The 14,785-nt window shown below is 62.4% G+C and carries 11 protein-coding genes; 3 read left to right on the plus strand and 8 right to left on the minus strand.

All coding sequences use genetic code 11. The features are described from left to right. Positions 1–35 precede the first annotated feature (35 nt). Genes ubiB through ubiE form a run of 3 tightly spaced genes read right to left on the minus strand, consistent with a single transcriptional unit; the run spans position 36 to position 3,048 of the window. Positions 36–1,658, minus strand: coding sequence for a ubiquinone biosynthesis regulatory protein kinase UbiB (gene ubiB, locus ACTJJN_RS00700; RefSeq protein ID WP_004576731.1), 1,623 nt, complete (start codon positions 1,656–1,658; stop codon positions 36–38). Further along, positions 1,655–2,278: a ubiquinone biosynthesis accessory factor UbiJ gene (locus ACTJJN_RS00705; protein ID WP_003249286.1), complete on the minus strand. Its 624-nt coding sequence runs from the start codon at positions 2,276–2,278 to the stop codon at positions 1,655–1,657. The genes ubiB and ACTJJN_RS00705 overlap by 4 nt, the downstream gene beginning before the upstream one ends. Next, the gene (gene ubiE, locus ACTJJN_RS00710; RefSeq protein WP_004576729.1) at positions 2,278–3,048 is read right to left on the minus strand and encodes a bifunctional demethylmenaquinone methyltransferase/2-methoxy-6-polyprenyl-1,4-benzoquinol methylase UbiE; all 771 of its coding nucleotides are present in this window, start codon (positions 3,046–3,048) and stop codon (positions 2,278–2,280) included. The genes ACTJJN_RS00705 and ubiE overlap by 1 nt, the downstream gene beginning before the upstream one ends. A 124-nt stretch (positions 3,049–3,172) precedes the next feature. Between ubiE and ACTJJN_RS00715 the strand changes: the two genes are divergently transcribed. After that, complete coding sequence (locus ACTJJN_RS00715) at positions 3,173–3,448, plus strand: polyhydroxyalkanoic acid system family protein (protein ID WP_003249289.1); 276 nt, start codon at positions 3,173–3,175, stop codon at positions 3,446–3,448. Between the two features lie 18 nt (positions 3,449–3,466). Here the strand turns inward: ACTJJN_RS00715 and ACTJJN_RS00720 are convergent, their stop codons facing one another. Beyond that, a complete protein-coding gene (locus tag ACTJJN_RS00720; RefSeq protein WP_440780741.1) occupies positions 3,467–8,227 on the minus strand; it encodes a hypothetical protein in 4,761 nt (1,586 codons plus the stop codon). A 179-nt stretch (positions 8,228–8,406) separates the two neighbouring features. On the opposite strand from ACTJJN_RS00720, the gene ACTJJN_RS00725 reads away from it, so the two are divergent. Together ACTJJN_RS00725 and ACTJJN_RS00730 are read left to right on the plus strand one after the other, a co-directional pair. After that, a complete protein-coding gene (locus ACTJJN_RS00725) occupies positions 8,407–8,826 on the plus strand; it encodes a phasin family protein (RefSeq protein WP_010955571.1) in 420 nt (139 codons plus the stop codon). Between the two features lie 10 nt (positions 8,827–8,836). Continuing rightward, positions 8,837–9,622 (plus strand): phasin family protein, encoded by a 786-nt coding sequence (locus tag ACTJJN_RS00730; RefSeq protein WP_012053919.1) that lies wholly within the window; start codon positions 8,837–8,839, stop codon positions 9,620–9,622. Between the two features lie 111 nt (positions 9,623–9,733). On the opposite strand, the gene ACTJJN_RS00735 is transcribed toward ACTJJN_RS00730, so the two are convergent. The 4 genes from ACTJJN_RS00735 to phaC (ACTJJN_RS00750) form a co-directional block, all read right to left on the minus strand. Further along, positions 9,734–10,348: a TetR/AcrR family transcriptional regulator gene (locus ACTJJN_RS00735; RefSeq protein ID WP_012053918.1), complete on the minus strand. Its 615-nt coding sequence runs from the start codon at positions 10,346–10,348 to the stop codon at positions 9,734–9,736. 12 nt (positions 10,349–10,360) lie between these two features. Further along, a complete protein-coding gene (gene phaC, locus ACTJJN_RS00740; protein WP_004576726.1) occupies positions 10,361–12,043 on the minus strand; it encodes a class II poly(R)-hydroxyalkanoic acid synthase in 1,683 nt (560 codons plus the stop codon). 49 nt (positions 12,044–12,092) lie between these two features. Beyond that, the gene (phaZ, locus tag ACTJJN_RS00745) at positions 12,093–12,944 is read right to left on the minus strand and encodes a poly(3-hydroxyalkanoate) depolymerase (protein WP_003249302.1); all 852 of its coding nucleotides are present in this window, start codon (positions 12,942–12,944) and stop codon (positions 12,093–12,095) included. Between the two features lie 62 nt (positions 12,945–13,006). After that, positions 13,007–14,686 (minus strand): class II poly(R)-hydroxyalkanoic acid synthase, encoded by a 1,680-nt coding sequence (gene phaC, locus ACTJJN_RS00750; protein ID WP_440780742.1) that lies wholly within the window; start codon positions 14,684–14,686, stop codon positions 13,007–13,009. Positions 14,687–14,785 lie beyond the last annotated feature (99 nt).

Consider the following 14,785-nt stretch of genomic DNA (forward strand, 5'->3'; position numbering starts at 1 on the left):
CTTTGCGCTAGTGTGCCAGCCACAGGCGCGGCTGGCTATTGGCGCACGATCAGGTAAAGGCCCGCAGCCAGCATCAACCAGGCTGGCCAGGCGGCCGGGGCGGCCAGGCTGGCGGTTTCGGCAGCGCCTGCAGCCAAAACTGCGCCACCGCCAAGCAGGCCGGCGCCCAGCAGGCGCAGCGCCCAGCGGTCGCCCTGGCGGCGCCGTTCCGGCAGTTGTGGATCGTGCAGGTGAGGCTGCGACAGGCGCTCGAGCAGGTCGCGGGTCATGCCGGCCAGGTGCGGCAGTTGCTCTACCTGGCTGTGCAGGTTGCCGAACACGGCCTTGGGGCTATAGCGGTCGCGCATCCAGCGTTCGAGGTACGGCTTGGCGGTGCTCCACAGGTCCAGGTCGGGGTACAGCTGTCGGCCCAGGCCTTCGATGTTGAGCAGGGTTTTCTGCAGCAATACCAACTGTGGCTGCACTTCCATGTTGAAGCGCCGTGCGGTCTGGAACAGGCGCATCAGCACCTGGCCGAAGGAAATATCTTTTAACGGTTTTTCAAAGATCGGCTCGCACACGGTGCGAATCGCTGCTTCGAACTCGTTGACCTTGGTGTTTGCCGGCACCCAACCCGAGTCGATGTGCAACTGGGCGACGCGGCGGTAGTCACGCTTGAAGAAGGCAAACAGGTTGCGCGCCAGGTAGTCCTGGTCCTCGGCGGTGAGGCTGCCGACGATGCCGCAGTCGATGGCAATGTACTGTGGGCTCCACGGTTTGACCGTGCTGACGAAGATGTTGCCAGGGTGCATGTCGGCATGGAAGAAGCTGTCGCGGAACACCTGGGTGAAGAACACTTCCACGCCGCGCTCGGCCAGCAGCTTCATGTCGGTGCGCTGGTCGGCCAAGGTGGCCATGTCGGTCACCGGTACGCCGTAGATGCGCTCCATCACCAGCACCTTGGGGCGGCACAGGTCCCAGTACACCTGGGGCACGTACATCAGCTCGGAGTCTTCGAAGTTGCGCCGCAGCTGGCTGGCGTTGGCAGCCTCGCGCAGCAGGTCGAGCTCGTCGTAGATGGTTTTTTCGTAGTCGCCGACGATTTCCACCGGGTGCAGGCGACGGGCATCCGCCGAGGCGCGTTCGGCGGCCTTGGCGATCAGGAACAGCCAGGCCAGGTCCTGGGCGATGACCGGCTTCAGGCCCGGGCGCACCACCTTGACCACCACCTCTTCGCCGGTTTTCAGGCGTGCGGCGTGCACCTGGGCCACCGAGGCCGAGGCCAGAGGCTCGACGTCGAAGCGGCTGAACACCTCGCCGACCTTCGCACCGAGCTGTTCCTCGATCAAGGCCACGGCTTTTTTCGGGTCGAACGGTGGCACACGGTCCTGCAACAGCATCAGTTCGTCGGCGATATCGGGGGGCAGCAGGTCGCGGCGGGTGGACAGCAGTTGGCCGAACTTGATGAAGATCGGCCCCAGGTCCTGCAGTGCCAGGCGCAGGCGCGCGCCACGGCTGAGTTCGGTGGGCTTGCGTGGCAGCCAGCGCCACGGCATCAACAGGCGCAGGCTGGCCAGCCACCAGGGCAGCAAGGGCTGGTCGAACAGCAGGTCATCGAGGCGGTAGCGGATCACCACACGCTGGATGCGAAAAAGACGTCGGACGGCGAGCAGCTTCATGCGTTATCGCTGGTATCAAGGGATCGGGAGAGGCGCTTGAGGCGCGCTTCGAGGCGTTCTGTATCAAGCTTCAAGGCATCGAGCTCGCTGAAGGCGGCTTCGGCTTCGCGCTTGCCGACCAGGGTACGGGATTCTTCGGCCAGGTATTCGGACAGGTTCTGGCTGAACCGTGCCAGGCCTTGGCGAGTCCAGCGAGCGCGCAGGCGGATATGGCCGGCCAGCATTGCCGTGGCGACCGGGCCAAGCCAGCGTTGCAGCTCGTGCTCCCAGTCCAGCTCCAGGTCCTGCAGCACACCGAACAGGTCGAGCAGTACGGCGCTGTCGCCGTGCAGCTCGACCTGCGGGCTGTGCAGTACAGCGGTCTTGTCCTTGACCAAGGCCAGTTGCGCCAGGCTACCGGCGGGGGCGCGCAGGCGGCAGTCGACCTCGCCCTCCCAATGGGCGGCGAGCATCAAGCCTTCTTCATCGGGCAGGATAAACACCTGCAGGGCCGGTTGGCGGCAGTCGATCTCGATGACTTTGCCTTCCAGCGCGGCCAGCCGCGGCAGGGCCGTGCTGTCCAGGCGCAGGACGCGGTTCAGGCCATGTTCGACGCTGGCGAGCAGCCCGGCCAGCAACATCAGGGCTTGATTCCCCGGTGCACGGCAACGATGCCGCTGGTCATGTTGTGGTAGGTGACGCGGTCGAAACCAGCCTCGACCATCATGCTCTTCAGGGTTTCCTGGTCAGGGTGCATGCGGATCGACTCGGCGAGGTAACGGTAGCTCTCGGCGTCATTGGTGATCAGCTTGCCAGCCAGCGGCATGAAGGCGAACGAGTAGGCGTCGTAGGCCTTGGACATCAGCTTGTTGGTCGGCTTGGAGAACTCCAGGATCAACAGGCGGCCACCGGGCTTTAGCACGCGCAGCATCGAACGGATGGCGGCGTCCTTGTGGGTAACGTTGCGCAGGCCGAAAGCGATGGTCACGCAGTCGAAGTGGTTGTCCGGGAACGGCAGCTTTTCAGCGTCGGCCTGGACGAACTCGATGTTGCCGGCTACGCCACGGTCAAGCAGGCGGTCACGGCCAACCTTGAGCATCGAATCGTTGATGTCGGCCAGCACCACTTGCCCGGTCGGCCCGACAAGACGGGAGAACTTGGCCGCCAGGTCACCGGTACCGCCGGCGATGTCCAGTACGCGGTTGCCGCTGCGCACGCCCGACAGCTCGATGGTAAAGCGCTTCCACAGGCGGTGCATGCCGCCGGAAAGCACGTCGTTCATCAGGTCGTACTTGGCTGCCACCGAGTGGAACACTTCGGCGACTTTCTTCGCCTTCTGGCTTTCAGGCACGTCCTGGTAGCCGAAATGGGTGGTGGGTTCGGCGTGGTCGCCTTTGCGCTGGTCGTTCATATCGCTTCACCGGAAAAAATTACCGCCATTCTAGGGCGAACGGGCGGATTTGTCTTGGCGGGGTGTGCCAGTGGGCAGGGGCGGGCATAATGCTCATTATGTCTACATCTTCAGGAACGCCCGCATGACCCAGATCAGCGTCGAACGCAAACACTCCCTCGGCCGTGATGCCGCCCGCGCCAAGGCCGAAGCGCTGGTCGACAAGCTCAGCCGCGAGTACGACCTCAAGGCCACCTGGAACGGTGACCGCGTGGACGTTGCGCGCAGTGGCGCCAATGGCAGCGTGCACATTGGCGACGACAGCATCCGCGTCGAATTGAAGCTGGGCATGATGCTGTCGATGATGAGCGGCACCATCAAGGGTGAGATCGAGCGGGCGCTGGACAAGGCCCTGGCCTGAGCCGGCGCCGCTGTCTGGCTACTGCGGCGCGTCCGCCGGGAAAGGAATGATGCCAATCACCTGCTCCAGGCGCAGATCGCCGCGGTAGATCGCGATGCGCTCGCGTGCGTCTGCGGCCTGCTCGAGCATGGCCTTGCGGCCCCTTACACCTGCATCCCAGAACTTGAGGTGGCCCTTGACGAAGTCATGCCCTCTCGCTTCGAGGCTGGAATAATGAAAGTGCGCCTCCCACAGTAGCCGCTGTGGCGCTTGCACATCGCGAATCTCGTAGACGTCGAGGTAATCATTGGCGTGACGTAGCTGCCGGCGAATCACGGTCTGCCTGACACGAATCCGCTTCTGCTCAGCCAGGAAACGAAGGGCCTTGCCGTCGGGATGGCGGGTGTTCAGATACGCGTCGGTGAGCAGCCGAAGCCTTTCGTGATGGACGCGGTCTACGGCTGCCCGAAGGAGGTCGACCAAGCTGGAATCCAGTGGGTTGTTCAGCTCGGTCAGTTGCTGCTGAACTTCGCGCATGTCACCGGCCGGCCATTCCAGGAAGTCGCTCAGGCTGTTGGGCTCATCGGCATAGTGAGCGGCGAAGGCGATTTTTCCATCCACCTCTGCCAGCAGGCGGTTTGCTCGCTGGCGAAGCTGTGCCCGGTCGCGCGGGGCCGGCCGCGCTTGCTCAGGCACGGCATGCCACACCCCGTCGCGTTGAGCGAAGCTGCCCGCAGGCTCCTGATTGAATGCACTGCGCTGGATGGCCCGGTTGCCCATTTGGTCGATTTCCACCAGCAACGGTCGACCTCGGTCGACACGGATGACCCGGCGCCTGATCGTTGCCGGGCGATGGTAGGGCGCTGGCGAGGGGGGACTGATGCCGCTGTCGAGGTTGGTCAAGCTCGCGCTCAGTTGCTGCTCCGTGATCTGGGTGATCGTGGACAGTTCGCGTATGTATTCGTCCAGCATTTCACTCACCAGCGCAGGGGAGTCCAACGTCTTCATGTATTGGGCGCGGTCCAGCACGGTACGGTATTTCTGAAGGATATCCTCAAGCAGTTCGGCTTTGACCTGGGCCGTCTCTTCGGTGGCTGCCAGGCCGTCGTGGCTCCATACCGTGCGGCTGAATTCGATGCCGCTGAGCGGTGCGCGCATTGCAAGCAAATGCTCGGCCGTGTCCGCAGAGAGCCGAGACTTGTCCACGGCGAGGTAGGCCAGGTCACTGAGCAGTTGGGCCCGAATGACCAGCGTCGAATACGTCCTGCGTTGAATGGTCTGAGCAAGTTTCGTGGCTTTATTGGCAAAATCGATCTTGGGGTCCTGCAGTGTTTCCGCCAGGATCCGATCCAGCCGCTGGCTGACGACAAGCAGGCGGCGGCTGGCCTGGCAGGAATCGCGTACCCGTTCACGATGATCGAGGTATTGCTGAATCTGCTCGGCTGTCTCTGGAAAGCGGGGCAGCCCGATGGCCTGTGCGCTCAGTGCCTGATGGTCGACCTGCTCCAGCAGGCGGCGGCACAGCAGCATGTCGTTTTCGATGGCTGCACCGTACCAATTGCCGTATCGCCGTCGGTTCGGGGCTCGGGTGTCGAATTTGCTGAACCTGGGTTCGGCCATCTCCTTGAATACTTCGATGTTTCCATGCAGCAGCGTGCTCTGCCGTTCCAGGTAGAGCGCGGATGCCCGGATTTCCGGCAAATGGCGCAGGCGTTGGGCTTTGAGTGCCTGCCTCTGAAGCTGCAATGCTGGCGGCGGTGAAGCGCGCTCATGTGCAGGCAGTGCGTCGATAGCCATGCTGTACTCCAGAGCGAGGTCGTCATAAGCCTGCAGTTGCACTTGGCTGCGTTCCATAAGTGGCGCCATCTGATTAAGCATTTGTTGATTCGCCGTGGCGGTTGCGCTCAACGTGTCGAACCGTTGGCGGTTTTCAGCGTTGATGGTGTGCCTGTCCTTTGGCATGCCGCCAAAGAGGCTCACGTTCAAAGTCCATTGTTCATGCCAGCGCGTAAGCCATGGCCCTTTTTGCCGTTCACGACCCACGATGTGATAACCGTCCGGGTCGCCATTCCATTGCGACACCCATTCGCTGCTGCTCGGCTCGGGCCCGATGATCTGCATGCCGTTCCAGGTCTCGATGACCTCATAGGCGTCATCGCCGAGCTTGACGTAGTAACGGCCGGCGATGCTGTACAGCCCCCGCAGACGGCCCTTAGCCAGTGGCACGTGCCCTTCCAGCGGCTGCGAAGCCTGCAGTTGGGCCATTGACTGACGCACCTGGGGCGACAGCTTGCTCAGGCTCTGCTCCTCACGCCAGGCATTTACCCGCATGATCCTGGGCGGCGGCGGCTCGACGGGGGCCTGCCAGGGTTTCTCCAGTGGCTGCTCGAGCGCTGGCGGCGGGGAATCTTCCTTCGGCGCAGGGCCTGAAAAACGGAGCGTAGCGGCCTCTTCGCTGTTGGTGGGTGGCGTTGCAGGGCGGTGGGCAAGGAGCAAGGCCAGGTTGGTGATCAGGTCTATGGCTGCGACGATCTTGTTGTCACCGCTGCGCTTGATCAGCGCCTCCACGTCTTCCTTGGCTGCCGACAGCGCCACCACCAGCCACACCAGCGTGGTCATCGGGCCATGCCAAAGTTGGGTGACGGTATTGAAGATCGCCCACGCAGCCTCCTTCACCAAAGCCCGCACTTCTTGAGCATTGGAGACGCTGTTGCTGGCTGAGGCCAATAACATGGTCTCGATACGCGCGTTGAACAGGTAGGTGTCCAGATCTTCCGTCCACGCCTGGAACGAGACCTGGACCGGGCGTCTGAGGCGTTGCAAAAGGCCGTCCAGTAGCTCGACCGGCACATTGAGCAGGTGCGTCAGCGCTTTAATGTTCGGGTGCAAGTGCGGGTGCTTGAACCCGTCGTTCTGGTAAATCGGGCGCGCGTCATCGTCGAGCCAGGCCAATACGCTCTCTTGCAGTTCGCCCCTGCTGCGGATTGCGTCCATTAGCAATTCGAGGGTCGGAAATTCCTGCAACGCTCTGCCGGCATAGAATGGGCGGTACAAGACCCAGGTGCCGCTTGCCGGTATTTCGATAATGAACATCCCCTGCGCCACATCGCTTGCCGAAGCGCCAGGTGCGCAAAGAAACGCCAGGGGGGCGATGCGCAGAAGGTCCACGCCATTGTCCATGCCCTGGCAGAACCTGAGAATTGCCTGGCTTGCCGTTTCGCCAAGCTGTTGCTCGATCTTGGCCTTCAGGGTGCTGAACCGAAGGGCGTAACGCCATTCCCTGGCATGCTGTCGGATTCGCTCGGCCCTGCGCGGTTGGGTGTTGACTTGGTCCTTCAGGTAGGAGGGGTAGTGACCGCCGATGTCGACCTGATGAATCAGGCCCCTGATCTGGTCGATGCTCAGCCAGTCGGTCACAGGCGAGCCGTCCTCGAAATTCATCCCGCTCATCACCTCGCCAGCCTCCAGCCGCAGGCGTGAAACTGCCAAGTCGGTCAGGGGTACCGTGCGCAAGAACAGTGACTGCCCTTGTGTGCCGGAGCCGATGATGGCCTGGGAAATGCGGATGTGCACCTCGTTCGGGTCGTGCACCGCCTTGTCTGGGTAGCTGGTCTGCAGGGTCTCACGCAAGCGGCGAGCGGCGTAATCACGGATATCCTCGACATCGCCCAGCGATGTGCGACCCTTCGACCGACCTTGGTTCGCCGCCAGATCGAGCAGTGCAGTGTGGTAGGCATAGCGGTCCTCAGCGCTGGCATTGAGCAGCCATCGCGGCGGACTGACGGCGGGTGCAGTTCGTTCCTGCGAAGGCAGGTCGAGGAAGTAAGCTGACGGGTCGCTCACCTGGCGCAGTTGTCGCTCCAACTCGTCGACGGTTGCCAGGCCAGCAAGACGCAGGCGTCCGATGTCGTCAAGGATATCGTTCAGCAGCTGCCTGGCCTGGAAGGCGAAAGGCCGTCCGATCACCGGCGTGTGCGCCCAGGACAATGCCTCGAAGCGATAGCGTTGCGCTAGCTGCCGTTGCAGCGCAGTGGCAAAGCTGGGCAGGTCAACATGGCGACGAACCGAACCGCAGGGCTTGCATTGCAGAACCAGGTTGCGGTTGCCGCTTGTGGTGATGAGCAACAGATCCGGTAGGGTAACGGTGTGTGCCCCGCCATCCGTTCCGAGCGTGACTTGTATCGCCTCGACAGCCAGGCTGTCGTGTACCCCGTCGAGCAGGGCGTACATTGCAGCTTTTGCATCATCTGCCAGACCTTGGCGAGGGAGGTTCTCGAGCAATGCAGCCTTGATGGTGTGCTCCAGCCAGAGCATGCGCGAGACTTGGCTGTCTTCGTCGAGCCCGTTCCAGAAGCCGATCTGGGCTTGCTGGAAGGCGGGTATCAACGCGCCAAGCACTGTATCGAAGTCATCGTTGAGCTTCGACAGGTCCGGCATGATTTCGGGTTGGCGGATGTTGTCCTGGCTTTGCTCCTGAATTTGAAACACATGGGGAGGGCTGATGCTCAGCCTGTCTGCGGCGCCCAGTTGCACACGTTCCTTGGCCAGAAAATGCTTGAGAAGCTCGTCCACCAGCCCGCTCTGACGTGAGAGGTCATCGGTGCTGGCCGGTGCATGCAGGATGACGAAAGGATCGAGCGATGTGATGTGAGGGTGGTTGCGGTGCACCCATGGATACCGGTCGCTGAAAACCTGGAATGCTTCTTTTGATAAAACGTCCCGCAGGCTGGGTCGTTTGGAGAAACAGGCTGCCACGCGTTGCTTGAACGTCAGCCTGGGTGGGTTTGCTACAGCAGTCATGGCGTCGATGTCCGTGAGGTGAGGCCTGCGACGCTAGCGCTATGGTGAACGGGGCTTGCGGTATATAGATGCGACAACGAAGACCTTAGGGTGAGGTTTCTAATTTTCTTCCCTACCTTATGCACAAGCCCAGCCTCCATGGGCGGTTTTCCACCACTCATGAGCATGAGGTACACAGCATGGCCAAAGTGATTGCGAAGAAAAAAGACGAAGCCCTGGACACGCTTGGCGAGGTGCGCGGCTATGCGCGCAAGATCTGGCTGGCCGGTATCGGCGCCTACGCCCGCGTCGGTCAGGAAGGCGCTGACTACTTCAAAGAGCTGGTCAGGGCGGGTGAAGGTGTCGAGAAGCGCGGCAAGAAGCGCATCGATAAAGAACTCGATGCCGCCAACCATCAGCTCGACGAAGTCGGTGAAGAAGTGAGCCGCGTACGCGGCAAGGTAGAAATTCAACTCGACAAGATCGAAAAAGCTTTCGACGCACGGGTCGGTCGCGCCTTGAATCGCCTGGGTATTCCGTCTAAACATGACGTTGAGGCGTTGTCGATCAAGCTTGAACAGTTGCATGAGCTGCTTGAGCGCGTCGCGCACAAACCATAAGGAGAGCAGGATGGCTGGCAAGAAGAACACCGAAAAAGAAAGCAGCTCCTGGGTCGGCGGGATCGAGAAATACTCCCGCAAGATCTGGCTGGCGGGGCTGGGTATCTATTCGAAGATCGACCAGGACGGCCCGAAGCTGTTCGACTCGCTGGTGAAGGATGGCGAGAAGGCCGAGAAGCAGGCGAAAAAGACGGCTGAAGATGTTGCCGAGACTGCCAAGTCTTCGACCACTTCGCGGGTGTCGGGCGTGAAGGACCGTGCGCTGGGCAAGTGGAGCGAACTTGAAGAAGCCTTCGACAAGCGCCTTAACAGCGCCATCTCGCGCCTGGGTGTGCCGAGCCGCAACGAGATCAAGGCACTGCACCAGCAGGTGGACAGCCTGACCAAGCAGATCGAGAAGCTGACCGGTGCTTCGGTTACGCCGATTTCGTCGCGCACTGCAGCAACCAAGCCGGCTGCGAGCAAGGCTGCGGCCAAGCCACTGGCCAAGGCAGCAGCCAAGCCTGCGGCGAAAACGGCGGCGGCCAAACCTGCTGCTAAAACCGCAGCGGCAAAACCCGCAGCCAAAACCGCAGCGGCAAAACCTGCAGCCAAGCCTGCAGCAGCCAAGCCTGCGGCGAAGCCGGCAGCGGCCAAGAAACCTGCGGTGAAGAAGGCGCCGGCCAAACCGGCAGCCGCCAAGCCGGCGGCCCCAGCGGCCAGCGCTGCGCCTGCTGCGACCACTGCACCGGCACCTGCCGCTACCCCGGCCAGCAGCACGCCATCGGCACCTACCGGCACCGGTACCCTGATCTGATACCGCGTCGCCTTCTTCGCGGGTAAACCCGCTCCCACAAGATGCGCCAAACCTTGTAGGAGCGGGTTTACCCGCGAATGCGTCGGCTGCAACACCACATCTCCAGCAGGCCTACCCCTCCAGGTACTTCACTGCCAGCTGCTCCGCCGCCGCCCGGGCCTGGGCCTGCAGATGCGGCGCCACCAGCATCATCACCTGATACACCACGATCCCCACATCCCCCTCGCGCCCCAGCACACGCTGATAATCCAGCGAGAACATCAGCGTCAGTGTGATCTGCTCAACCAGTTGCCCCAGCGCCTGGGTATCACTCTCCACCAGCCCCTGGCGCTTCAGGCTGGCCAACAGCGCCGCCAGCGTGCGTTTGATTGCATTGATCAGGCTGCGCATGCCTCGGGCGAGCTTGGGCAGGCGCCCGGTCAGGTTGGACAGGTCCTGGAACAGGAAGCGGTACTGAGCCATGCGCTCGACGATCAAGTGCAGAAACAGCCAGTAGTCCTCTGCGTCCAGGCGCACCTCCAGCGGCGGGTCCAGCAACGGCATCAACGCTTCTTCAAAACGCTCGAACAAGCCCAGTACCAAGGGCTCCTTGCCATGGAAGTGGTAGTACAGGTTGCCTGGGCTGATGCCGAGTTCGTTGGCAATTTCCAGGGTGGATACGTTGGGTTCGCCCTGCTGGTTGAACAACTGCAGGGCGCATTCAAGGATACGGTCGCGGGTTTTCATCCAGTCAGCAGCTCATCGGGTCAGCACGTAGGTGCCTGGCGCGGGGCCTAGCGGTGGGTAAGTGGCGTTGCCCAGTTCAGTGCGCGGTGCCTTGAGAAGGCCGGAGCGTGCGGTGATCCACTCCAGCCACAACGGCCACCAGCTGCCTTCACTGCGCTTGGCGTCGTGGAACCAGGCGCGTGGGTCGCTGCTCAGCTTGGGGTTGGCCAGGTAGTAGGCCTTGGGGTTGCCTGGCGGGTTGATGATGCTCTGGATATGCCCGCTGTTGGCCAGCACGAAGCGCCGTTCGCCACCCAGCAGCAAGGCCGAGCGGTACACCGCGTCCCATGGCGTGATGTGGTCGTTACTGCCGGCCACGGTAAAGCTGTCGATATTGACCTGCTGCAGGTCAATCGGGGTACCGCACACCTCCAGCCCGGACGCGTAGGTCAAGGGGTTGAGCTTGAAAAACTCCAGCAGGTCGCCATGCAGCGCGGCGGGCAGGCGCGTGCTGTCGGCATTCCAGTACAGGATGTCGAACGCCGGCGGTGTCTTGCCGAGCAGGTAGTTGTTGACCCAGTAGTTCCAGATCAGGTCGTTGGGCCGCATCCAGGCGAAGATCCGCGCCACTTCGCCACCGTCCAGCACGCCGCGCTGATAAGAGCGGCGCTTGGCCGCTTCGATGGTCTGCTCATCGGCGAACAGGCTGGCCGGGCTTTCGAACTTGCTGTCCAGCAAGCTGACCAGGTAGGTGGCACTGCGTACCCGGCGCAATTGCTGCTTGGCTTGCAGGTGGCCTTGCAGTGCGGCCATGGTCAGGCCACCGGCACAGGCGCCCATCAGGTTGGGGTCGCGGTTGCCGCTGATACTGCGGCAGGCATTAAGCGCTTCCTCCAGGGCTTGCACGTAGCTGGAAAGGCCCCATTCACGGTGGCGTGGGTCGGGGTTGCGCCAGCTGACCATGAACACCTGCAAGCCGCTTTTGAGCATGTACTGGACAAAGCTGTTGGTAGCGCTGAGGTCGAAGATGTAGAACTTGTTGATCTGAGGCGGCACGACCAGCAGTGGGCGTGCGTGCTGCTTTTCGCTCATCGGCGAGTACTGGATCAGCTCCAGCAGCTCGTTGCGAAATACCACTGCGCCAGGGGTCGCCGCCAGGTTGGCGCCTACTTCGAAGGCGCGCTCGTCCACCTGACGCGGCAGCCCATCGTTGTGACGCAGGTCGTCGAGCAGGTGGGCCACGCCGCGCACCAGGCTCTGGCCGCCGGTGTTGAACAGCTCCTTGACCGCCAGCGGATTGAGCAGTGAGTTGCTGGGCGCCAGCGCATCGTTGATCAGGTTGAACAGGAAGTGGGCGCGGGCTCGATCATCGTCGTTTAAATGGCTTTCATCGATCCACTGGCGTGTCTGCTTCTGCCAGGCCAGATAGGCCTGCAGGCCGCGGCGGTAGAACGGGTTCTGGCTCCAGGTCGGGTCACTGAAGCGTGCGTCACGCGGGTTCGGCTGGTAGGGCGTGTCCCCCAGCATCACCCGCCCCAACTGCCCGCCAAGCGCCAGCAGATGATGCGCGGTATGCAGCGGGTGGCGCAGGCCGTGGCGGCCGACGTTGCGCAGCGTGGAAAGCAGGTCGCGGCCGCGCAGGCCGAGGATGGCGTTCTGCACGTTCATGCGGGTGGCGGGGAGCGTTGTCGATCCTTTGGCCGGTTTGTCTTTCATGGCAACACTCCCTCGTCTGATCCATTTCCCCTGTCAGGCCGCAGCTGTTTCACCCCCCCGAGGCCGGACGGGGATGCATGACCGCACGCTGACGTTCTTCCTGCAGGAACTTCATGATGATCGGGGCGACGGCTTCGGCACGGGTGATCAGGAACAGATGGCCGTCGTCGATAATGTGTAGCTGGGCATTGGGAATCCGCCAGGCCAGCAGGCGCATGTTGATCAGCGGGATCAACGGGTCGTCGTCACCGGCCAGTACCAGGGTGGGCTGCTGGATCTTGTGCAGCCAGTGGATGCTGGTCCAGCCGAGCCCTGCGAACAGCTGCCAGTAGTAGCCCAGCTTGCCGCCGGAGCGCACTTTGGCAGCATGGTGCATGGCCAGGTCGGGGTCACGTCGGAAGCCGCCGCCATAGATCATCGGTGCAATGCGGATGACATGCGACGGCTGCACGTAACGCCGGGGGCTGGCCATCATCCACAGCACCTTGGGCTTGCCTGGCACCATTACCGCACCGGCAGCGGTGGCGGCCAGCACCAGTTTCTTGCAGCGCTCGGGGTAATCGTGAGCAAACTGCTGGGCCAGGGCGCCGCCCCAGGACACGCCGATGACGTTGACCTGGCCGTAGTCGAGGTAGTCGAGCATGCGTGCGGTCAGCTTGGCCAGCCCAGGGAAGCGATACGGGTGGCGTGGTGTGGACGAGCCGCCGACCCCAGGCACATCGAAGGCGATGACTTCCAGGTCCGGGTCAAGTGCATCGATGAACGGGAACACCAGCTCGAGGTTGGCGCCGATGCCGTTGAAGATCAGCAACGGCGTCAGGTGCGGTTTGCCAGGGCGAACAGCGGTGCGGATGGACTGGTGGTCCAGCTCGACGGTCCTGAAAATATAGGGTTGCGGCATGCACGTGACTCTTGGGTGAAGTAAACACCGTGGCGCCCCGCGGGCCACCACGGCGCTGTAACTCAACGCTCGTGAACGTAGGTGCCTGGGGAGGCTTCGCCGGCGGCGTAGGCACGGTTGCCCAGGCGGGTCGGTGCCTTTTTCAGCGCACCGGCACGCTCGCCCAGCCAACTTTGCCAGTGCAACCACCAGGAGTCTGCATGCTTGGTGGCGTTTTCCTGCCAGGCCACCGGGTCCCCCGGGCGGTCGGCACCGGTCATGAAGCGTGCCTTCGGGTTGCCCGGCGGGTTGAGGATGCTCTGGATATGCCCGCTGTTGGACAGTACGAATTCGATCTTGCCACCGAACAGATGTGCCGAGCGGTAGCATGACGGCCATGGGGTGATGTGGTCGTTGGTGCCGGCGAGGCTGTAGATGTCGCATTTGACCTGTTTCAGGTCGATCGGGGTGCCGCACACTTCCAGGGCGTCGGGGCGGGTCAGCGGGTTGCTCTTGAACATTTCGATCAGGTCGCCGTGGAAGGCGGCCGGCAGGCGCGTGGTGTCGTTGTTCCAGAACAGGATGTCGAACACGGGGGGCTCATTGCCCAGCAGGTAGTTGTTAACCCAGTAATTCCAGATCAGGTCGTTGGGGCGCATCCAGGCGAACACCTTGGCCATTTCGCTGCCTTCCAGCACGCCCGCCTGATAAGAGTGGCGCTTGGCGGCCTCCAAGGTCTGCTCGTCGACAAACAATGCAACCTGGTTGTCCATGGTGGTGTCCAGCACGCTGACCAGCAGGGTCAGGGCGTTGACCTTGTTCTCGCCAATGGCGGCATAGTGGCCCACCAGTGCGGTACAGGTGATGCCGCCGGAGCAGGCACCGAGCATGTTCAAGTCTTTGCTGCCGGTAATCGCCAGTACCGCGTCGACGGCTTCTTTCAGCGCATCGATGTAGGTGGACAGGCCCCACTCGCGCTGGGCCTTTGTCGGGTTGCGCCAGCTGATGATGAAGGTCTGCTGCTGCGAGCGCAGGCAGAAGCGCGCCAGGCTCTTTTCCGGGCTGAGGTCGAACACGTAGAACTTGTTGATCTGCGGTGGCACCACCAGCAGCGGGCGGGCATGCACCTGCTCGGTGATGGGGCTGTACTGGATCAGTTCCAGCACATCGTTGCGGTACACCACCGCGCCTTCGCTGGTGCCCAGGTTCTTGCCCACTTCGAAGGCATCCATGTTCACCTGGCTGGGCATGCCGCCGTTATTGACCATGTCCTTGGCCAAGTTGGACAGGCCATCGAGCAGGCTCTTGCCGCCGGTTTCGAAGAAGCGTTTGACCGCAGCCGGGTTGGACAGGGTATTGGTCGGCGCCATGGCCTCGGTCATCAGGTTGATGACGAACTGGCCGCGGCTGATGTCCTGGGGGGACAGGTCGCTGCTGCTGACCCAGTCCTGCAGCTCCTTGCGCCAGGCCAGGTAGGTTTGCAGGTAGCGGCGGTACAGCGGGTTGTTGCTCCAGGCCGGATCATTGAAGCGACGGTCGTCGCTGTCCGGGGCCAGGCTGGATTTGCCCAGCAACACGTTCTTCAGCTCCAGGCCAAAGTGAGCCACATGCTTGGCGCTGTGCAGCGGTTGGCGCACGGCCTGGCGCAGCACGGTGCGTGCCGAGCTCAACAGGTCCTTGCGGCGGATGCCGATGACCGGGTTCAGCCCCAGGGTGTTTTCCGAGGCCTGCCGCTGCAGCTCATCGTTGTTCTTGTTACTCATCTACGACGCTCCGTTGTCCTGAGACGAGTACCGGTTGCTGTGGTGGGTGCACAGCCCTGAGCCCGGTACTGCTACTCGGGTGACCAGTGATAAGGAACA

It is taken from the genome of Pseudomonas sp. 22515 (genome assembly GCF_052044625.1).
Classification (GTDB): Bacteria; Pseudomonadota; Gammaproteobacteria; order Pseudomonadales; family Pseudomonadaceae; genus Aquipseudomonas; species Aquipseudomonas alloputida.